Origin of the sequence: Kribbella sp. NPDC056951, from assembly GCF_042674205.1 — a bacterium.
In the GTDB taxonomy this organism is placed as follows: Bacteria; Actinomycetota; Actinomycetes; order Propionibacteriales; family Kribbellaceae; genus Kribbella; species Kribbella yunnanensis.
Map to the genome: position 1 here is coordinate 152,074 of NZ_JBHUQZ010000011.1, position 19,550 is coordinate 171,623.

Consider the following 19,550-nt stretch of genomic DNA (forward strand, 5'->3'; position numbering starts at 1 on the left):
ATCGGACCTTGAATGATGAGTCGGGTGACTGGATTCAGATCGGCTCGGGAGCTCAGTGCGGCGTTCTACGAGGACGTGATTCGGCCGGTGGTCGACGTACCGCATGCTGCCGGGTTGCTCGGGTGGGGATCGGATGTCCTCGGGTACGACACCGAGCGGTCGATGGATCACGGGTGGGGACCGCGGCTGCATGTGTTCGTGGACGAACCGGACTTGGTGCGCGATGTGATCGAGAAGGCGCTGCCCGACGAGTACGACGGGCATCCGGTGCGGTTCGGGTGGGATACGCAGGAGCCGATCCACCACATCACGGTGACGACGATCAGCTCCTGGCTCACCGATCTCCTCGGATTCGATGCGTCGGCTGGAATTGACGCCCAGGACTGGTTGATCACGCCGCAGCAGATGTTGCTGGGCGTCGTCGCCGGACCGGTGTACGCCGATGATGGGCGGCTCGACGCGGTTCGTGCGAAGCTGCAGTGGTATCCCGACGAGATCTGGCGCTGGTCGATGGCGTGTCAGTGGTCGCGGATCGGGCAGGAGGAGACGTTCGTCCAGCGCACCAGCGAGGTTGGTGACGAACTGGGCTCACGTGTGCTCGCGGCTCGGCTGACCCGGGACTTGATGCGGCTGGCGCTACTCCAGTCGCGGGTGTACGCGCCGTACTCGAAATGGTTGGGTACGGCGTTCGCCCACCTCGGCCATGCGGATGGGCTCGACCGCGTGCTGGCGAATGTGCTTGCCGCTGACAACTATCCGGCCCGCGAGCAAGCGCTGACGACCGCGTATCGCTTGCTGGGCGAGCGGCACAACGCGCTGGCGATCACACCACCGATCGATCCGGCGCCGCGGCCGTTCCATGAGCGGCCCGCGCTGGTACTCGACGCCGGCCGGTTCGCAGCCGTCTGCCTGGCGACGGTGAGTGACACGGCGTTGCTGGGGTTGCCGTCGATCGGGACGGTGGATCAGTTCGCCGACAACACCGATCTGCTGAGCGACCCATCGGCGTACCGGCGGCTGATCGGGGCTTATGACCGGGTGGCAGAATCGGCGGAGTGAGCATGGAGGAGTTGCTGCGTGAGCTGACGCCACAGGTGCTTGGGTTCCTGACTCGGCGTTACGGGCAGTTCGATCTGTGTGAGGACGCTGTCCAGGAGGCGCTGCTGGCGGCGGCGACGCAGTGGCCGACCGACGGCGTACCGGCGAATCCGCGCGGCTGGCTGATCACGGTCGCGACGCGGCGGCTGACTGATCAGTTCCGCAGTGAGAGCGCGCGGCGGCGGCGCGAGGACTCGGTCGCCGCGATGGCTGGGACGGACGAGCTTGTCTCGCCCGGTGCCGACTCGGTCGAGACTCCGGATGAGGACGACACGCTGACGCTGCTCCTCCTGTGTTGCCACCCGGCCGTCACGCCGGCGTCGCAGGTCGCGCTCACGCTGCGTGCGGTCGGCGGTCTCTCCACCGCCGAGATCGCCCACGCGTTTATGGTGCCTGAGGCAACGATGGCGCCGCGGATCAGCCGCGCGAAGAAGAGCATCAAGGAGGCCGGGAGCTCCTTCGAAATGCCACCAGCGGACGAACTCGCGGACCGGGTGCGCGTCGTACGGCAGGTGCTCTACCTGATCTTCAACGAGGGCTACACGGCGAGCTCCGGTGAGTCGCTGCAACGCGTCGAGCTGACCGCCGAGGCGATTCGCCTGACCCGGATGCTGCGGAGTGCGTTGCCCGACGACGGCGAGGTCGCGGGTCTGCTCGCGCTGATGCTGCTCACCGACTCCCGCCGTACGGCGAGAAGTACGGCCGACGGTTCGCTGATCCCTATTGACGAACAAGATCGCGCTCTCTGGGATCGCGCTCAGATCGACGAAGGCACCACGCTGATCCTGTCCACGATGGCGCGTGGGGGAGTCGGCCCGTACCAGGTGCAGGCCGCGATCGCCGCCGTGCACGCCGAGGCGCCGAGCGCCGAGGAGACCGACTGGCCGCAGATCCACGCTCTCTATCTGATCCTCGAGCAGCTGACGCCGAACCCGATGATCACGCTCAACCGGGCCATTGCGCTGTCCCAGGTCGAAGGCCCGCAAGCCGGCTTGGACCTGCTGTCCACCTTGGATGGCAACAAGAGCCTCACCGAATCGCACCGCCTGGACGCCGTCCGCGCCCACCTGCACGAACGCGCCGGCAACCTCACCGAGGCCCGAGACCTCTACCTCGCCGCCGCCCGCCGTACCACCAGCCTCCCCGAGCAGCGGTACCTAACCGCCAAGGCTGACGCCTGCACGATCTAGTACGCCGGCGAGGTCGAACAGGTCGGTCAGTGTGAACGACCCTGACTCGTGGCTGGGCAGGGTAGGACGCCAGTCGTCCGGCACGGTGAGCTGTGCGAGCAGGGCTTCGCCGAGCAGACGGCTGCCCAGCGGCCCGAGCGTGGCACCGGCGGTCACGACCTCGGCTTCGGCGAGCAGGTAGTACCACAGGGGAGTGGAGCGATCGAGGCCGTAAGGCTGGAGCTCTGCGAGGTCGGCGGACGCGAGGACCGGTATGCCGATTGTCTCGGCGATCGCCTGGCCGGACGGTACCTGCCAGGTGAGGTGGCGCAACAGATCCCGCTGTGGCAGCGAGACGGGCGCATCGCCGCTCGGCAACGCCTCCCGCGGAAGCTGGAACAGCGGGGTGCAGATGGAGCGATCCAGCCGCTGCCCTCGTGCGGCCTGCAGCTGTCGCCAATCGACGAAGCGTTGTGGATCGCTGCGGCCGCCGCGCAGGTCCGACCCGTCAGGGTGGAAGAGATAGCAGGCCAGGTCGTCATTCACTCGATACGCCGGCCGCAGCTGGGCATGGCCGATGCGGAGCGCGATCTGGAGTTCGATCGGCAGCGCATCGGCCGGTCGTCCCGAGACCGGAGCCCAGCTGCCGGGCTGGGTCAGCGCTGGCAGATACTCGTGCCGGACGATCCACTGGTAATGCCAGACGACCTCGCGGCGGTACTCGGCGAAACTCCCGGCACCGGCAGACCGGAGTCGATCGACGACGTGGTTGTGGAAGCGCAGCACCGCGGCATGCAGTCCAGCGAGGATCACGGTGTCGTCGTTCCGCAAGTCCACGGTCATCGTCGTACCGTCCGGAGCGCGCGGCACGTCTTCGTACCGACCGCCGTGCCCCACCAGCAGTTTGCCGGGGTCCGCTGGGTCGAACTGCAGTCCGGGCGGGCCGTCGGAGTAGACCGAGTCGAGGTCCAGTCCCGGCGTGCGCTGGTTGGTGACCACACTCGGATCGGCGGGGCGGCCGAGCCGGGAGCGCGGATCGAGCGACAGGTCGTGGCTGATGAACTGTCCGAAGAAAGCGCTCTCTGCGTTCTGAACGCCCGTTCCCGGCTGGTCGGCGAGGACCTCCGGGCTCAGGGTGAGGTCGTCGCGGGCGTCCAGCGGGCCGTTCGGACGGCCGAGCTCGAGCAGCGCCGCGACGACTTCAGGCGTGTTCTCCGCGAATGGCGGCAGAGCAAACGCTCTCTTGTATGGCGTCATTCAGCCGCAGTGCCCGTCGCAGTGGTACGACCAGGCGTCGCCGCAGCCGAATCTTGTCCGCGTGCAGTTGTTCGCCCGGAACCAGCACGTGCCGTCGCACCAGTCGTCCCAGGTGGAGCACGAGCAGTCGCCGGCGGGCGCCATCCCGGCGTTGTCGGACGGACCGAGGGTGCGGAACAGCTTGCCGGCCTCGCGCCTCTCGTACGCCGAGTTGACCAGCTCGCCGAAGCGGTCCCGGCCGGCGAAGTCCTCGGCGGGGTATTCGAAACCGCGTCGTACGAACGCCTCGAACTCGTCCAGAGCGGTCGCCTGGTCGCGCGACACGACTCGGGCGGCCGCGCGGTGGCGGCGGGTCTGCTCCAGCCAGAGCTCTTGGCGGACGGACACGGGCAGCTCGCCGTACACGGCCTTCCGATAGGCCATCGGCAAGCTCGTGAACCTGTCGTAGCTGCGCGGAAGTTTGTCCTTGTTCGCGGCGATCCAGGCGGGGATGTCGGCGGCGCGGCCGGTCGCGAACGCGGGGGCGCGGCCGGTGAGCACGATGCCGGCAGCCATTCCGGCACCGGCCCCGAGCCGCAGGAACTGCTTGCGGTTCAACCCCGCGGCGGGTCGCGACGACTGCTGCAGCTGACCGAGACCGCGGAGTACGGCGAGCGTCGCCCGGACGCCGAGCGCGCGAACCAGCGGCCTGACCAGGGCAGGTCCGGTCCAGGCGGTGGCGGACTCCCGGCCGGCTGCCGTCCGCACTCGGAGCAGCGTCGGCCGCCACGGCGCGTCCGCTCCCAGCGTCTCGTTCCGCCAGCGGGTCACGTCGTCGTTCTGCAGCGGCAGTACGTCGAGCCGGCCGGCCGAGGCTTCTTGAGCGGCAGTGGCGATGGCTCGGCAGTTTCCGCAGGACGCGTCGAAGGCGAGGATCCAGCGTTCGTCGGGCATCGAGGGCTCCATCCGATCTCATTGTGGAGTAGACCAGACCACCGTGGCGGCCCGGCCGGGGAGGCGGCAAGGCGTTCGACGAACGCCGAACCGCGGCTTCGGGGAGTCCCGAAGGGGACTGTGGTCTGGGTCACGTGACTCCGGTTGTAACTTCGGTTTACAGTGGCGGGTATGAGCCTTCTGGAGCGGACGCGTGGTCGGGAGCGGCGGCGGGATGTCATCGGGGTCGGGGTCGCCTGGCTGAACCGGCTGGCGAAGTCGCGCACGATCGACCGGTTCGGGTGGCGCAAGCAGACCGAGCGCGTGGTGTTCGAGGCGACGAAGAGCGGTTTCAGAACGGCGGGAGCGCTCTCCCGGAGTTTCTCGGCGGCCTCGAAGCTGGCGAAACCGTCGCGGTTGCCGGCCGCGCGGGGGACCGGGAAGTTCGACCTGACGCCGACCGAGGACCAGCAGACGGTCGTCGAGGTGGTGCGCGAGTTCGCAGCCGAGGTGCTGCGCCCGGCCGCCGCGGTCGCGGACAGCGACTGCGCGACCGAACCCAAGGTGCTGTCCGCCTCGGCGGATCTCGGGCTGAGCCTGATCGAGGTCCCGGAGGAGCTCGGCGGCATCGTCACCGAGCGATCCGCGATGACCGGCGTACTCGTCGCGGAAGCGCTCTCTCACGGGGACATGGGCCAGGCCGTCGCGTGCCTGGCACCGGCCGCCGTGAGTACGGCGATCTCTCTGTGGGGAGACGAGACCCAGCAGGCGACCTACCTCCCGGCCTTCACCGGCGAATCGGCCCCGGCTGCCGCGCTCGCGATCCTGGAGCCGCGTCCACTCTTCGACCCGTTCGACCTCCGCACCCGAGTGACCGGCGGCAAGCTGACCGGCGTGAAGTCGCTCGTGCCGCGCGGAGCCGAGGCCGAACTCTTCGTCATCGCCGCCCAGGTTGAGGACCGCGGCCCGGCGCTGTTCCTGGTCGAGTCCGGTCATCCCGGTGTCACGATCGAGGCTGAGCCGTCGATGGGCCTGCGGGCCGCCTCACTCAGTCGGGTGATCTTCGACGACGTACCGGCGGTTCAGCTCGGTACCTTCGACGACTACGTCGAGTGCGTCCGGCTCTCGCGACTCGGCTGGTGCGCGCTCTCCCTCGGTACGGCGAAGGCCGTGCTCGACTACGTCACGCCGTACGTGAACGAGCGCATCGCCTTCGGTGAACCGATCAGTCATCGCCAGTCCGTCGCCTTCATGGTCGCGAATATCGCGATCGAGCTCGAAGGGATGCGCCTGGTGACCTACCGAGCCGGATCCCGTGCGGAACAGGGACTCCCGTTCGCCCGCGAGGTCGCGCTGGCCCGTCGACTGTGTACCGACAAGGGCATGCAGATCGGCACCGACGGCGTACAACTCCTGGGTGGGCACGGGTTCGTGAAGGAACATCCGGTCGAACGCTGGTACCGCGACCTGCGCGCCATCGGCATCATGGAAGGCACGGTGCTGGTCTGATGATCAACCTCGAGACGCCCCGCAAGTTCCGGGCCTTCGTCAACCAAGCTCACCAGGTCGCCGCCGAGATGCTCCGGCCGAACTCCCGCCGCTACGATCTCGCCGAGCACGAGTACCCGGTCGAACTCGACATGCTGGCCGCGATGGTCGACGGGTTGGGGGCCTCGGGCACCGGTTCCGGCGCCGGTGCGGCGGGCGTCCGCCGTACCGAAGGCACTGAAGACACCGGCGTGAAGAACGGTTCGAACCTCTCCTCGGTCCTCTCCATCATGGAGATGTCGTGGGGCGATGTCGGGCTGCTGCTGTCGATGCCGCGCCAGGGCCTCGGCAACTCCGCGATCGCCTCGGTCGCCTCCGACGAACAACTCCGCCGCTTCGAAGGTGTCTGGGCGGCCATGGCCATCACCGAACCCGAGTGCGGTTCGGACTCCGCCAGCATCCGCACCACCGCCCGCCGCGACGGCGACGACTACATCATCGACGGCGAGAAGATCTTCGTCACCGCCGGCGGCCGCTGCGACGCCGTCGTCGTCTGGGCCACCCTGGACAAGTCGGCCGGCCGCGCCGCCATCAAGTCCTTCGTCGTCCCCAAGGACACCCCCGGCGTCACAGTCGAACGCCTCGAACACAAACTCGGCATCCGCGCCTCAGACACCGCCACCATCCGCTTCGACAACTGCCGCGTCCCGGCCGCCAACCTCCTCGGCTCACCCGACATCGACCCCGGCAAAGGCTTCGCCGGCGTCATGCAAACCTTCGACAACACCCGCCCCCTGGTCGCCGCCATGGCGGTAGGCGTCGCCCGAGCCTCCCTGGAACTCACCAAGGACCTCCTGGCCGAAGCCGGCGTCGACATCGACTACGACCGCCCCACCCACCGCCAGCCAGCCGCCGCAGCCACCTACCTGCAACTGGAAGCCGACTGGGAAGCCGCCCACCTCCTGGCCCTCCAAGCCGCCTGGATGGCCGACAACGCCCGCCCCAACTCCCTCGAAGCCTCCATAGCCAAAGCCAAAGCCGGCCGCACCGCCAACGACATCACCCTCCGCTGCGTAGAACTCACCGGCACCCTCGGCTACTCCGAGAACCACCTCCTCGAAAAGTGGTCCCGAGACAGCAAAATTCTCGACATCTTCGAAGGCACCCAGCAGATCCAGCAACTGATCGTCGCCCGCCGCCTCCTGGGAAAGACCTCCGCCGAACTGAAATAGCCTTGCAGGCAAGAGATTCAGGACAGGTTGGTCCCAGGGTGCCGGCCGTGGCGGTAGACGCTGACTACGACGCCGAAGCGGGGCTCGGGTGGGTTTGCCGGCTCGAGGCTGTGGATGAGTTTGTCGAGGTGCGAGGTCAGCGCGGCGGCTTGGCGTTCGGTCAGTCGGAGGGTTCGGTGATTCAGTAGTGCCTGCTGGTCGCCGGCGATCTCGTTGGCCAGGTTGCTCATCATCGCGAACAGTGCGGCATTGTCCGGTCCGCCCTCGAACTTGATGGCTCGGGCCGGACGGACGTAGTACTGCTCGGTGCCGCCGCGCACAGTCCGCGTGGGGCCTTTGCGGACCAGGCCGGCCTGGACGAGGACTGCCAGGTGGTGCGCGACGTTTCCCTTGTTGATCATCAGGCGGTTGGTCAACTGGCTGACGGTTGCCGCGCCCTCTCCGAGCTCGAGCAGCAAGCGGTGCCGGGTCGGATGGCTCAGGGCGCGAGCGTGGGTCGCGCTGGTGGCGTCGAACAGCTCTGGCGGGTTCACAAATCAAGCGTCAAGAGCAGTTGTCGCTTTGTCAAGACCGCTGCTGGACTAGGGGTATGACGAACCTGAACGAACGCATCGCCGCCCTGGTCAGCGAGAACTACGTCTTTCCCGATGTCGCCGAAGCCATCGTGGCCGGGCTGGCCGATGTCGACACGACCGCGGCCGACACAGACCCGGCCGAGACCGCTGCCCGACTGACCGAGCGCTTGCAGGCGGTCAACCAGGACCGCCACCTCCGCGCGCGATACCGTCCGTCCGGTGCTCTGTCCCGCCCCGACGACTGGGAGCAGCATTACGCTGCCGAAGCGGTCCGCATCGCGGGCGGCATCAACCGGGTGGAGCGGTTGGCCGACAACACCGGCCTGCTGGCGATCGCGCCGTACACGTCGCCGGTGCACATGGCCGAGCGGTACGTCGTCGCTGCCTTCGAACTGCTGGCCGGCGTCGACCGGTTGATCATCGACCTCCGCGCCGGTCGCGGCGGCGTCCCCGAGACGGTGGCCCTGATCTGTGGCTACCTCCTTGGCAACGAGCCCGTGCACCTGCAGGATCTCGTCTCGCGCGACGGCACCGTGCGGCAGTTCTGGACGAACCCCGCCGCCGGACGGCTGCCGCTGTCGGTCCCGATCTGTGTGCTGACCAGCGCCAACACCTTCTCCGGCTGTGAAGAGCTGGCCTACAACCTGCAGGCGCACGGCCGCGCGACCGTGATCGGCGAGCGAACCGGCGGCGGCGCACATCCGGTCGACATCTTCGAGTTGACCGACACTTTGGAGCTGACCGTGCCGATCGCCCGTTCGGTGAACATCGTCACCGGCACCAACTGGGAGCAGGTCGGCGTGATCCCGGACATCGAATGCCAAGCTGAGACCGCTCTCGACCACGCCCTCAAGACCCTCGGGACCCCGCCGATCGAACCCTGAGGCTCGGGCCGGTACTGCGCTGGTCTCGTCGCCCCGAGGATGGCGCCAAGCCGATGACGAGGCCGGCCACGACGATCGCAGCGCCGGCCAGCTCACCGAAGGTTGGGAGTCCGAGGCCGACGACAGCCGAGGTTGTGATCGCCCCGATGGGGATCATCCCGGCGAAGAGTCCGGCGCGGTCGGCGCCGAGACGAGGCATGGCGCTGTACCACAGCAGAAAGGCGCCGGCTCCGACCACCACGGCCAGGTAGGCGAAGCCACCGATCTCGGCAAGGGTGGGCTTGCGAAGGAGTTCTTCCGGTTCGACGACCGCGCCGACCGCGAGAAACAGCGGAACGGCAAGAGTCGCGGTGTAGGCGGAGACCCGGATCGGGCCGAGCCGTGCGAGCAAAGGGATGGCGAGGAGGGTGAAGCAGGCCTCGCATGCGAGTGCTCCAATGGAGAGCAGGACACCGGCGACGTCCGTCCGGCCGAGGCCGGACGTGACCGCGGTTCCGGCGACCACGACGGCTGCCGCAACCAGCACCTTCGGCGATGGTCGTCGCCCGGCCACTGCAGGCCCTACAGTCGCCAGGACCAAAGGCACGCTGCCGATGATGGTGCCGAGAGTAGCCGCGCTGGTGTGCCGGGTGGCGTACACGACGAACACGTTGAACAGCACCAGGCCGGTGCCGGTCAGTGCAAGGAGCAGTGCCAGCTCGCGCGATGTCGGCCGCACATAGCGCAGTCCGTAGAATCTGCTTGCTATCAGCAACAGTATCGCCGACAGCAGATACCGGAATGCTTGTCCGCCGAACAGGGGATACGCGTTGACGATTCCGGAGACGGCGGCCAGTGTTCCCACGAGGAACATGGCCGCCGCTGCACTTGTTGTCGCTGTCCGCATGCGTACGAACATAGGCTGGTGGAGCTCCCCTGCAGAGGTCCAAAGCCGTCGAATCAACAGGACCAAACGCTGATCGGTCGGTTCCGGCGTTGACTACTTGGCGTAGGTGAGGGTGCCGAAGCCGGTTTGGTCGTAGCCGCCGCTGGTGGTGCCGTAGTCGCCGCCGCCTCCTTCGGGGCGGAGTTTGGCGGCCATGGCGGAGATGTTGGGGGTGGTCAGGTTTTTGCGGCGGGCGTAGTGGTAGTGGAGGATTTCCCAGACTGGTCTTAGTTGGCCGCGGCTGGCGGGGGAGATTGTGGTGTGTTCGTTGGGGGCGCAGTTCTGGCCGCTGCCCCAGGTGTACTTGGTGAAGGGGACTTCGTGGCCGAGGTTGTATTTGGCTACGTATTCGGCGGCTTTGAGGAGGCGGTTGTCGTCGTAGGCGTAGAAGTCTTCGCCTTGGTTCCAGGCCATCTCGCAGAAGGCGCCTAGTTGGCCGATGCCCATCATGGTGTGGCCCTGGTCGCGGCCGGATTCCTGGTACTGCGCCAGGTTCTGGCCGGGGTAGACGAAGGGGATCGCGTTGCGGAGCGAGCCGTTGCCGGGGCCGGTTTTGAAGTAGGTCACGGCCTGGTCGTACTTGGCGGCGTCGTCGCAGAGGATGCCGATCGCGAGGATCGAGTTCATCGTGCAGAGGTCCCAGTTGGACCAGTAGTTGGTGATGCAGGCGTCGTTGTGGTCGCGGAGGAACTGGTTGTTCAGGGGATAGAAGACGGTGGTCATCATGGTTTTGAAGCGGGCTAGGTCGAAGCCTGGGTAGCCGCGCATCAGTTCGGCGACGTTGGCGAACTGGTAGCCGTAGATGCCGGCTGCCAGGAAGCGGTCTGCGTTGCCTGTCACGGTGGTGAGGGTGGCTGACCAGGCGTTGAGGATGTTGCGGGCGCAGTCGCCGTGTGCGCTCGTGCCTTGGATCGACCAGCGCAGGGCGTTCTGGTAGGCGGCGTGCAGGTCGTTGTAGAGGATGCCGTAGTTCTCGCCGGTTCCGCCGCGGATGATGGTGGCCTGGGGGTTCGGTCGCCAGGTCGACTGCGAGTGTGAGTTGGCGGTCAGGCGGTTCCAGCCGGAGAGCCAGGGATCGTTGCCGGCGGCAACTCGGACCTTGGCGCGGTTGAGGTCGCCCCAGTTGTGCAGGCCGCCTGGATGGGTGAACGTGGCTGGTGCCGCGTCCGCCTGCCTGATGAGTGCGCCGAGGCCGGCAGTGGCCGCCAACCCGGCGGCTGCGGTGAGGATGGTACGTCGATGCATGGGGCGGATCTCCTTCGGTGGAAGGTGCTATCGGTCGAACTGCAGGAGCTGTACTTCGGCGACGTTGGTGTTGCCGCCGTGCTCATCGAGGATGCGGATCATCGGAGCCGCCACGTGCTGCGGCAACGCAAAGACGTACCACTGCTGGTCGGAGGTCACTCCGTTGATCGTGGCGAGCGTCTGCCAGGTGGCGCCGCTGTCATTCGAGGCCTGCACTGTGGTGCCGTTCGCGCGGGCCGGGAAGCCGACGCGCGGCCGAACCCGAATCGCGTCGAACTCCAGCGGGGTCGCCGGCGTGACCGTCACCCACCCGTTCGCGCTGGTGGTGTCGGTGGCCGTGGCGAGGTTGCCGTCGAACATGCGCCAACCGTTGTCGGCCGTGCTTCCGGTGCCGGGCCACGCGGGCGTGGACGCGTTCACCCACGCCCGGTCGACCGGCATGATCCGAACATGGTTGTTCCACAAGGCGAGTGCCGACCCGTCCGTGGTCTGGAAGACAGTCGCGCCCGGCCGGCCATCGGTCGTGTAGTCGGCACTGAACCGCAGTGCGCGCCCGTAGTCGACGTCGTCAGGCAGTACGGCGGTCGCTCGCCAGTGCTGGTTGTCACTGCTGGTGACCTCGGCCTCGACACCCTCGATCGCGACGCTGACGGCGTCGATCGCCTGCGTAGCAACAAGATCGAGCGTGACGGTGTCGCCATTGACCGCAGTCGACGGGTCCGGATTGCTGCTGGAGAGCGTGGCCGTCGAGATCATTTGGGCCGTTTCGAGGCGCGTGCCGTGGATCCGCAGTTCGCCGAAGGACGAGAGACCTGGGTACGCCGGATCGGTCGGTACGCCGGGGTGGTCGACCTGCACCTTGAAGAACCGGAAGGTCTTGTCGCGGACATCGTCGCGGACTGGGATCGTCTCCATCGCGAACCCTTGGGCAGTGGTGTCGGTCGTCTCCCGCGAGGTCAGCAGCTTCCAGGTCGTGCCGTCGTTCGAGCCATACACGTTCGCACCCTGCGACCGGTTCCCAAAGTTGTACCGGGCTTGCAGACCAAAGGCATCGGCCCGGACCGCGAAACCGGCACCGAAGTCCAGCGTGAACGGCGCCCGAAGGTCACCCGAAGTGGTGTTGATGTCGTCGTCGACCAGGTTGGCGAGCACAGTGGCCGGCAGGGTTGAGCTGACCTGCAGCGGATAGTCGAGTGAGCCGTCCGCGAGGTGTGGGTTGAGCAGCCGGAGCTTCGACACCGCCTTCTGGAGCGTGGTCAGCCCGGCAAGGAAGGTCGGGTCATCGGCCGTCTCGATCGAGGCCTCGACCGCGGCCCGGGTGCTGGTGAGTTCGTCGAACGTCGCCTTCACATAGGTCTCGCCCGGATCGAACCCCTGGAGTGCCGCGGTGACCGCGCGTCGACGATCCGCGGCGACCACGATGGTGACGTCGAGCACCGAGTTCGTCGTACCGTCTGATGCCACCACGGACGCCGTGTGGGTCCGGACCTGCTTGCTGGTGGGCTTCCACCGCAGTACGCCGGTCGCCGCGTCGAGCGTCGTACCAGCCGGAGCCGATTGAGCCTCATAGGTCACGGTCTCGCCGGGCTTGTCGGTCGCGGCCAACGATCGCGCGAGCTGAACGCCGGCGACTCCGATGATCCTGACCTTGCGGCCGTCGGGGAACACCGGAGGGCTGAGCTTGGTCTTGGCCTGTAGCTCGACGTGATCGATGTCGACGTCATTGCCGAGGACCGTGAAGTACGCGAGGTTCTCGCCACCGCTGCTGCCCGGCAGGACGGCGTAATCCATGTCGTAGGTCAAGTAGCGCCATTCGCCGTGCGTGTCCGGCAGCGTCAAGGAATGGTACGGCGCGAGGTCCCGATCCTTCCTGATCTGCAGAGTCGCCCGGCCGTTGGTGCGGATCCGGATCCCGACCGGGCTGTAGCCGTTCCGGTTGTCATACAGCAGAGTCCGTACGGCGATGTTGCCCGCGGCATGCATTCGCACGAAACCGAGGTCCGGCTCGCGAATCACCGCCGAGCGCTTGTCGAGGAGGAGGCTGCGATCCTCGACCTGGACCAGGGCGTTGGCCTGGACCGGGCGGGCGTTTCCGGCGACAGCCGCCGGAAGCGACAGCCAGCAGTCCGGGTTGTAGTCGGGATTGCTGTTCCAGAAGTTGTACGCCGATGTGCCCCAGAAGAACTTCGGTCCGTCCGCCTGCCGGCGCATCGCCGCGACGTTCGGCGCCTGCCGCTCGACGTCGACGCCGAGGCTGTACTTGTAGACGTCGTACAGCTCGTCACTCGGCTCGAACTGCCGGCCGCGATAAGCCTCGGACAGCTTCCCCGGTCCGCCTGTCGTGTCGATCCAGGGAATGTCCTTGCCTCGCATGTAGGCGAAGAACGCCTCGTTGCCGGCGAGCAGCCGGTCGTCACCGAACCGGTACGGCGAGACCGCGTTGCGCCGGGTCGACACGGTCCCGGCAACCGGGTCGAGCCGGGTGCCCTGGATGGTGAGCATCCGGGCCGTCGTGGTCAGCGCGTTGACGCCGTCCCACGCGTGGGCCTGGTCGCGCCCCATCTCCTGGACCTGCACGTACGAATAGCCGAAGTGGTTCAGCGGGTCGCGCTTGTCGATCCGGCGCATGTACGCCGACAGCGCGCCGTTGGTGTGCGGGTTCGGAGCGGTGGAATTGACCGAGAACCACTCAACGCCTTCGCGGTACCGCGGGAGATTGTCGGTGAAGATGTAGCCGGCGATCGCACCGACATTCGCATAGGCCTGCTGGTTCATGAAGTAGCCGTTGTTGTGCAGGAACGTGTCGGTCAGCGGTACGACGAGGTTCGTGGTCAGGTTCGCGGTATCGGACGAGTGCCATGCGAGGTCGTACCCGGACTCGCCCGGATTGACGCTCGAGTAGCGGATGAGCTCCGCGGCTGTCAGCAGCCGCATCAACGGAATCGGGCTGTGGATCCGGGCATCCGGATAGACCGCGAATTTCGCCGGGTCCATATGACTCCAGATCCGCACGATCCGCAGCGCGTTCTCGCGATACCCGGGATCGCCGGTGATGACGTACAGGATGGCCTGCGTGTAGGCGGCAAAGGCATCCTCGATGAACTTCGACTGGATGGCCTGCGAGTTGAACGCGTCGTTGGCCGGCCGGTCGGTCTCAGTGCCCTGGTTGGCGGAACGAACAGTCCGCGCCGCGAACCTCGTCTCGGTCATCGCCGCGTAGTACGACGCCCAGGGTTCGGTACCGGCGAGGACCTGCTGACGCGCGTTCACCAGGTTCTGCGCGCTGACGCCGATGCCGGGATGGACGAATCCCTCGCGACTGGTGACCTGGTTCAGCGTCACCGTCGGGTAGGTGGCTTGTGGGCCTGCATCGGCCGCGGGGGAGGTGATGATGGAGCAGGCCAGGACCGACAAGACGGCCAGCCATCTGACTGGGACATGCATGATTAATCTCCGATCAGTGCAGGCGGGTCCGGGGAAATCGCTATCATCCCTGTATGGCAACAACTTCGCGGAGCAAGCGCGCACCCGTTCTGAGCGACGTGGCACGGCTTGCGGAGGTATCGGTACCGACGGTTTCGCGGGTGCTGACCGGATCCAAGCCGGTCAGTGCGGAGGTGGCGGCGCGGGTACGGCGTGCTGTCGAGAAGACCGGCTATCGGCCCAACGGCGCGGCCCGGATGCTGGTCTCGGGACGGCGGTCGCTGGTCTCGGTCATCGCCGGAGCGACGTCGGGCTACGGCTACGCGCGCACGATCGAAGGGATCGAGCAGGCCGCCCGGAAGGCGTCGATGGACATCGGGATCACGGTCATCGATGCCGCCGACCCCGAGGTGGTGTCGGCAACGATCGACCAGGTGCTGGTGCAACCGGTGGCCGGCACGATCGTGCTCGAGTTCGACCGGCCCGGGCTCGCCGTGATCGAGGCGATGCCGGCCACGGTTCCGACCGTCGTCGCCGGTGGCGGATCCCGCCGTACCGGTCCGCGGGCCTACGCGTTGATCGACGAGCGCGCGGGCGGTCGCGAGGTGACGTCGTACCTGCTGGGTCTCGGTCACAAGACCGTGCATCACCTCGCCGGTCCGACGATGGGCAAGCACTCCGGCCGGACCGAGGGCTGGCGCGTTGCGCTGAAGGCAGCGGGGGCAACTGTCCCCGAGATCATGCATGCCACCTTCGATCCGCGCAGCGGCTATGCCTGGGGACAACAGATCGCCACGCAGCGCGAGGTGACGGCGGTGTTCTGCGGCAGCGACGAGATCGCCGTCGGTGTCCTGCGGGGACTGTTCGACAGCGGCGTCCGGGTGCCCGAGGACGTGTCGGTCGCAGGCTTCGACGATCAGCCGTACGTCGAGATGCTGCGACCGGCGCTCACCACGGTGTACCAGGATTTCAACGACCTGGGCGCCCGCGCCTTCGAAGCGCTCGCCCGCATCCTGGCTGGTGATCGCGGCGTACCGACGTCCGTCGCGACGCCGTCCCTGGTCATCCGGGAGTCCACTGCGGCCGCCCGGAAGGGCCGCCGCCGATGACCAGGGCACGGCTGCTGTTCGTGCACGGCTGGGGAGCGGATCGCCGGTCATGGGATGACATCGCCAAGCTGGTCGAGCCCTGGGCCGACGTGCTGGTGCCGAATCTGCCGGGTCATGGCGAGATGGCGGCGGACGACGGTCTGACGATCGACAAGGTGGTGGATGAACTGGTGGTCGACGGCGGACCGATTGTTGCCGTCGGCCACTCGATGGGTGGACAGATCGTCGCCCGGCTCGCCGTGCGGAATCCCGAGCTGGTGCGGGCGATCGGCGTCATCGACCCGGCGTACGGCGCCGATGACGCCGAGATGGCGGGAAGTCCCGGCGTACTGGCGGAGCTGCGGCACCGGGGCACCGCAGCGGGTGTCGAATTCGTCGAGCGAGCGCTGGCGGGCAACGCCCTGTACGACGAGGTTCGGGCCCAGATGGCGCGCACGCCGGGCCCGGTCCTGGCCGACCTCTACGAGTCGATGTATCTGGCGCCGGGCAGCGTCGGTGCCCGCCCGGCGACCAGAACCTTCCTGGCAGGGCTGAGCACACCCTGCCTCAGCCTCTACTCCAACGAGTACGCCGCAGACTTCGCGCGCACACTCACCTGGCCAGCGGGCTCCGCGATCGAGGTCTGGCCCGGCACCACGCACTATCTGCACCAGGAGCACCCCGACCGGTTCGCGAAGCTGCTCGCCGACTGGCATCAGCGGCTGGCCGCGAGATAGGCGTTGGCCTGCTTCTCCATCTCGGCCAGCACCTTGTCCAGGCCGGCCGCTGACACGGCCTTCTTCAGCTTGTCCAGACCGGCGTCGACGTCCACCGCGCCGAAGAACAGCGGGTTCCCGAACTGCGTGAAGGCCTGCGAGATCTGGGTGTCCTCGCGCTTCACCGGAGTGACATCGGGGATGAAACCGGCGAACGTGTCCACCGTGAAGTTGTCGTAGTCCTGCGCCCAGCTGAACCAGTCGGCCTCGGACTGGGTCATCTTGGCCGACCGCCGCTCCAGCGAGGTCCGCCAGCACAGCGCGAACCCCGGGAACGCGTACGTGCTCAGTTGCTCGAACTTGTCGTCGCCGACGGGCTTCCAGTCCTTGCCTTCGACGCCGTACGAGAGCAGGTCGTGGTTCGCCTTGATCGACAACCAGTCCTGGAGCTGCAACGCGTGCTCGTTGCTCGCGCCTTTCGCGTTCAGCACGGTGAAGTTGTCGGACTGGAAGGTCTGGTTCGGCTTGCTGGCCTTGCCACCCTTCAGCGGTACGACGTTCGCCATCGCAGCCGACTTGACCGCCTTGAGCAGGCCGGGCAGCAAGCCCGTGGTCGACAGACCGTCCGTGGTCGCCCACGCACTGGCCGTCTGACCGTTGGTGAACAGCCCCTTGCTGGTCGCGGCGTCGGCGTTGAGCGCGTCGCGGTTGATGATCCCGTCCTGGTAGTACTTCCGGATGGTGCGCAGTGCGTCGACGACTCCGGGCTCGTCCCAGAACGGGATCGGCCGGGAACTGCCGGTCGACTTCGCGTCCGCAGCCAGGAAGAACGGCATCGAGTTGCCGCTGAAGCTCTGTCCGATCCGGTTCGGGTTCTCCCACGCGTGCGCGTTGAACATCGCCACCGGCCCGGGAACACAGGTCAGGTTCGACTGGTTCTGGCTGAGCGCGATCGGGACGATTCGCGAGTCGCGCTGCTTGACGTCGTACCAGAACTTCTCGAGCGCCGCGTAGTCCTCGATCTGGCCGCCCCCGTACTTGTCGGCCAGGTCCTGCCGGATGGCGAAGTGATGGATGCGGCCGGCGCTGTTGACCTGCGGGATACCCCACAGCTTGCCGTTCCACTTGTTCAGCTGCAGCAGCTTCTCGTTCAGCGTCTTCTTCAGGTTGGGGTACTTGTCGATCAGCGGAGCGACGTCGACGAGCGATCCGCTGCCGGCCAGTTGGGACATGTTCAGCCAGCGCGCCTGCAGGGCGGTGTCGAAGTTCTCACCGGCGGTGAACTTCAGCAGTGCCTGGTTGCCGTAGTTGTTCCAGTTGATGAACTGCGGCGAGATCGTGAAACCCAGCTCGTCCTGCAGCTTCTTGTTGACGGCGGCCAGTACGCCGTCCCAGCCGTCCGGCACGGCACCGGGCAGCAGCAGCTTCTGATTCTTCGCGGCGCCGCCGGCGGTCTGGCCGGCGCCATCGCCACACGCGGAGAGGCCGAACAGCGCTGCCAACGAAGCGCCGCCGGTAGCGCCGAGGAGGGCGCGACGGGACATGAGATGTGGTGCGGACATGTGTGCTCCTGCTTCGGGAATGCTCGGTCAGCCTTTGGTGGCGCCGAGGGTGAGGCCTTTGACGAAGTAGCGCTGGGCGAACGGGTAGGCGAGGAGGATCGGGCCGATGGTGACGGCGGTCAGCGCCAACCGGATCTGGTAGACCGGGGCAGCCTGGGCGGTGGTCTGCGGCAGGGTGGCCGCGTTCGTGACACTGGAGATGAGGTTCTGCAACAGCAGCTGCAGCGGGTACTTGTCCGCGTCGGAGATGAACAGGAGTGCGTGGAACCATTCGTTCCAGTACGTGACGGCGTAGAACAGCCCGACCACTGCGAGGATCGGCTTCGACAGCGGCAGTGCGATCTGGAAGAAGATCCGCAACTCGCTCGCACCGTCCACCCGGGCGGACTCGAGGATCTCTTCGGGCAACTGCCGGAAGAAGCTGACCTGGATGAACACCAAGAACGGCGCGACGACCAGCGGCAGGATCACCGCGAACAAACTGTTCTGCAGTTTCAGGTACTGGGTGACGAGCAGGTACAGCGGGACGAGTCCACCGGTGAATAGCATCGGGATGTAGGTGAAGATCGCCAGCGGCTTGCTGAGATACGGCAACCGGCGCGCGATCACCCACGCGATGCCGGAGGTCGCCGCGAGCGAGAGAGCGGTCCCGACGACGGTGATGAAGGCGCTCGTCCGATAGGCGCTGAGCACCGCCGGTCCGGTGAAGATCGTCTGGTAGGCATCGAGCGAGAACGGCTTGGGGAACAGGCTGTAGCCGCTGACCGAGAGTTTGGACTCCGCGGTGAACGAGCCCGCGATGATCATCCAGAACGGGATCAGGCAGACGATCGCGAAGATGGTCACGCCGATCACGCTGACCACGGTGAACGGTTCGATCGAGCGCTGTCGTACGGCGGTGCTGGTCACAGGATGCTCGTCTCTTTGGCGTAGCGACGCTGGACCAGGACGGCGGCGACGACCAGAACGAATCCGACGACGGACTGGAACAGCCCGATCGCGGCGGTGGTGCCGAAGTCGCCGGCTTGGCGCAGCGAGCGGAAGACATAGGTGTCGATCACATCGGTGGTCGGGAACAAGGTCCCGTTGTCGCCGACGATCGCGTAGATGGTGCCGAAGTCGCCGTAGAAGATCCGGCCGATACCGAGCACCAGCAGTACGGCGGCGGTGGGGCGCAGCAGCGGGACGGTGATCCGCAACGCCATCTGGGCGCGGGAGGCGCCGTCCATCATCCCGGCCTCGTACACCTCCTCGGGGATCGCGGTGATCGCCGCCAGGAAGATGATGCTGAGGTAACCGCCCAGCTGCCAGATCTTCACCAGGGTGAGGATCCAAGGCCACGGACCGGGCTCGGTGTACCAGCTCACCGACGGCAGATCGAACACCTTGAGCAGGTCGTTGGCCGCGCCGCCGGAGCCACCGACCCCGGCGAGCAGGACCTGCAGGATGATGCTGATCACGATCGGCGAGACGAAGTACGGGAAGAAGATCACCGACTGGACGGATCGCTTGAAAAGCTTGTGCCGGACCTCGTTGAGCATCACGGCCAAGGTGATGCCGGCCAGCAGGGTCGCGGCCAGGAACAGGATGTTCAGGAACAGCGTGTTCGCCAGGATCCGCGGTGCGTCTCCGGAGCTGAAGAAGTACCGGAAGTTGTCCAGTCCGGACCAGGGGCTGCCGAAGATGCCGAGGTTGACGTCGAAGTCCTTGAAGGCCACCACCAGGCCGGCCATCGGGGCATAGCAGAACACGACGAAGAACACGACCGCCGGAACCGCGAGGATCAACAACGCGATCCGCTGCCGGTTGCCGGCCTGGTCGCGAGACCTCCGGGTCTTCTGCTCGGACGCTCGGTGGAGCACGAGACCTCCTTCAAGGGGTTGATAGGCAAACGCTTTCCCGCAACGTACAAGTGCGAAACGGCGTTGACAAGTCCTCGCGATCGAACCGTTGCCGGCTGCCCGGAGCGAAAGTTT

General features: G+C 66.9%; 16 protein-coding genes. 7 read left to right on the forward strand and 9 right to left on the reverse strand.

What is annotated here, in order from left to right; all coding sequences use genetic code 11:
* Window positions 1-24 precede the first annotated feature (24 nt).
* A complete protein-coding gene (locus ACFTSF_RS32860; protein ID WP_380158419.1) occupies window positions 25-1,059 on the forward strand; it encodes a DUF4037 domain-containing protein in 1,035 nt (344 codons plus the stop codon).
* A gap of 2 nt (window positions 1,060-1,061) precedes the next feature.
* Window positions 1,062-2,288: an RNA polymerase sigma factor gene (locus ACFTSF_RS32865; protein WP_380158420.1), complete on the forward strand. Its 1,227-nt coding sequence runs from the start codon at window positions 1,062-1,064 to the stop codon at window positions 2,286-2,288.
* Here ACFTSF_RS32865 and ACFTSF_RS32870 read toward each other — a convergent pair.
* Together ACFTSF_RS32870 and ACFTSF_RS32875 are read right to left on the reverse strand one after the other, a co-directional pair.
* On the reverse strand, window positions 2,256-3,524 hold the full coding sequence (locus ACFTSF_RS32870) for a hypothetical protein (protein ID WP_380158421.1): 1,269 nt from the start codon (window positions 3,522-3,524) through the stop codon (window positions 2,256-2,258). The genes ACFTSF_RS32865 and ACFTSF_RS32870 overlap by 33 nt on opposite strands.
* Window positions 3,525-4,457, reverse strand: coding sequence for a bacteriocin fulvocin C-related protein (locus ACFTSF_RS32875; RefSeq protein ID WP_380158422.1), 933 nt, complete (start codon window positions 4,455-4,457; stop codon window positions 3,525-3,527).
* A 171-nt stretch (window positions 4,458-4,628) separates the two neighbouring features.
* Between ACFTSF_RS32875 and ACFTSF_RS32880 the strand changes: the two genes are divergently transcribed.
* Window positions 4,629-5,945, forward strand: a complete 1,317-nt coding sequence (locus ACFTSF_RS32880) for an acyl-CoA dehydrogenase family protein (RefSeq protein WP_380158423.1) — start codon at window positions 4,629-4,631, stop codon at window positions 5,943-5,945.
* Entirely contained in the window at window positions 5,945-7,156 is a 1,212-nt protein-coding gene (locus ACFTSF_RS32885) for an acyl-CoA dehydrogenase family protein (protein ID WP_344162149.1), read from the forward strand. Before ACFTSF_RS32880 ends, ACFTSF_RS32885 begins: the two co-directional genes overlap by 1 nt.
* 17 nt (window positions 7,157-7,173) lie before the next feature.
* On the opposite strand, the gene ACFTSF_RS32890 is transcribed toward ACFTSF_RS32885, so the two are convergent.
* Window positions 7,174-7,689 carry an ArsR/SmtB family transcription factor gene (locus ACFTSF_RS32890; RefSeq protein ID WP_380158425.1) on the reverse strand — a complete coding sequence of 172 codons (516 nt, stop codon included), beginning with the start codon at window positions 7,687-7,689 and terminating at the stop codon, window positions 7,174-7,176.
* A 56-nt stretch (window positions 7,690-7,745) separates the two neighbouring features.
* Between ACFTSF_RS32890 and ACFTSF_RS32895 the strand changes: the two genes are divergently transcribed.
* Window positions 7,746-8,615, forward strand: coding sequence for a S41 family peptidase (locus tag ACFTSF_RS32895; protein ID WP_380158427.1), 870 nt, complete (start codon window positions 7,746-7,748; stop codon window positions 8,613-8,615).
* Here the strand turns inward: ACFTSF_RS32895 and ACFTSF_RS32900 are convergent.
* The 3 genes from ACFTSF_RS32900 to ACFTSF_RS32910 all read right to left on the reverse strand — a co-directional run bounded on the left by ACFTSF_RS32900 (window position 8,581) and on the right by ACFTSF_RS32910 (window position 14,229).
* Window positions 8,581-9,501, reverse strand: coding sequence for a DMT family transporter (locus ACFTSF_RS32900; RefSeq protein WP_380158428.1), 921 nt, complete (start codon window positions 9,499-9,501; stop codon window positions 8,581-8,583). The two genes, ACFTSF_RS32895 and ACFTSF_RS32900, sit on opposite strands and share 35 nt — an antisense overlap.
* A 93-nt stretch (window positions 9,502-9,594) precedes the next feature.
* Window positions 9,595-10,785 carry an alginate lyase family protein gene (locus tag ACFTSF_RS32905; protein WP_380158429.1) on the reverse strand — a complete coding sequence of 397 codons (1,191 nt, stop codon included), beginning with the start codon at window positions 10,783-10,785 and terminating at the stop codon, window positions 9,595-9,597.
* Window positions 10,786-10,812: 27 nt separating this feature from the next.
* Window positions 10,813-14,229, reverse strand: a complete 3,417-nt coding sequence (locus ACFTSF_RS32910) for a discoidin domain-containing protein (RefSeq protein WP_380158430.1) — start codon at window positions 14,227-14,229, stop codon at window positions 10,813-10,815.
* A 53-nt stretch (window positions 14,230-14,282) separates the two neighbouring features.
* Between ACFTSF_RS32910 and ACFTSF_RS32915 the strand changes: the two genes are divergently transcribed.
* Both ACFTSF_RS32915 and ACFTSF_RS32920 read left to right on the forward strand, forming a co-directional pair.
* Window positions 14,283-15,317 carry a LacI family DNA-binding transcriptional regulator gene (locus ACFTSF_RS32915; RefSeq protein WP_380158431.1) on the forward strand — a complete coding sequence of 345 codons (1,035 nt, stop codon included), beginning with the start codon at window positions 14,283-14,285 and terminating at the stop codon, window positions 15,315-15,317.
* Window positions 15,314-16,033, forward strand: coding sequence for an alpha/beta fold hydrolase (locus tag ACFTSF_RS32920; RefSeq protein ID WP_380158432.1), 720 nt, complete (start codon window positions 15,314-15,316; stop codon window positions 16,031-16,033). Before ACFTSF_RS32915 ends, ACFTSF_RS32920 begins: the two co-directional genes overlap by 4 nt.
* Here ACFTSF_RS32920 and ACFTSF_RS32925 read toward each other — a convergent pair.
* The 3 genes from ACFTSF_RS32925 to ACFTSF_RS32935 are packed head-to-tail and all read right to left on the reverse strand — an operon-like array spanning window position 16,012 to window position 19,436.
* Entirely contained in the window at window positions 16,012-17,574 is a 1,563-nt protein-coding gene (locus ACFTSF_RS32925) for an ABC transporter substrate-binding protein (RefSeq protein WP_380158433.1), read from the reverse strand. The genes ACFTSF_RS32920 and ACFTSF_RS32925 overlap by 22 nt on opposite strands.
* 27 nt (window positions 17,575-17,601) lie before the next feature.
* Window positions 17,602-18,483 (reverse strand): carbohydrate ABC transporter permease, encoded by an 882-nt coding sequence (locus tag ACFTSF_RS32930; protein ID WP_380158434.1) that lies wholly within the window; start codon window positions 18,481-18,483, stop codon window positions 17,602-17,604.
* Complete coding sequence (locus ACFTSF_RS32935; RefSeq protein ID WP_380158435.1) at window positions 18,480-19,436, reverse strand: ABC transporter permease subunit; 957 nt, start codon at window positions 19,434-19,436, stop codon at window positions 18,480-18,482. Before ACFTSF_RS32935 ends, ACFTSF_RS32930 begins: the two co-directional genes overlap by 4 nt.
* Between the last annotated feature and the right edge of the window lie 114 nt (window positions 19,437-19,550).

Bases quoted from the DNA above. Each gene is read 5' to 3' on its own strand.
- ACFTSF_RS32920 (WP_380158432.1), top strand. From the start codon at position 15,314: ATGACCAGGGCACGGCTGCTGTTCGTGCACGGCTGGGGAGCGGATCGC.
- ACFTSF_RS32865 (WP_380158420.1), top strand. From the start codon at position 1,062: ATGGAGGAGTTGCTGCGTGAGCTGACGCCACAGGTGCTTGGGTTCCTG.
- ACFTSF_RS32885 (WP_344162149.1), top strand. From the start codon at position 5,945: ATGATCAACCTCGAGACGCCCCGCAAGTTCCGGGCCTTCGTCAACCAA.
- ACFTSF_RS32900 (WP_380158428.1), bottom strand. From the start codon at position 9,501: ATGCGGACAGCGACAACAAGTGCAGCGGCGGCCATGTTCCTCGTGGGA.
- ACFTSF_RS32910 (WP_380158430.1), bottom strand. From the start codon at position 14,229: ATGCATGTCCCAGTCAGATGGCTGGCCGTCTTGTCGGTCCTGGCCTGC.
- ACFTSF_RS32895 (WP_380158427.1), top strand. From the start codon at position 7,746: ATGACGAACCTGAACGAACGCATCGCCGCCCTGGTCAGCGAGAACTAC.
- ACFTSF_RS32915 (WP_380158431.1), top strand. From the start codon at position 14,283: ATGGCAACAACTTCGCGGAGCAAGCGCGCACCCGTTCTGAGCGACGTG.
- ACFTSF_RS32870 (WP_380158421.1), bottom strand. From the start codon at position 3,524: ATGACGCCATACAAGAGAGCGTTTGCTCTGCCGCCATTCGCGGAGAAC.
- ACFTSF_RS32905 (WP_380158429.1), bottom strand. From the start codon at position 10,785: ATGCATCGACGTACCATCCTCACCGCAGCCGCCGGGTTGGCGGCCACT.
- ACFTSF_RS32875 (WP_380158422.1), bottom strand. From the start codon at position 4,457: ATGCCCGACGAACGCTGGATCCTCGCCTTCGACGCGTCCTGCGGAAAC.
- ACFTSF_RS32880 (WP_380158423.1), top strand. From the start codon at position 4,629: ATGAGCCTTCTGGAGCGGACGCGTGGTCGGGAGCGGCGGCGGGATGTC.
- ACFTSF_RS32925 (WP_380158433.1), bottom strand. From the start codon at position 17,574: ATGTCCGCACCACATCTCATGTCCCGTCGCGCCCTCCTCGGCGCTACC.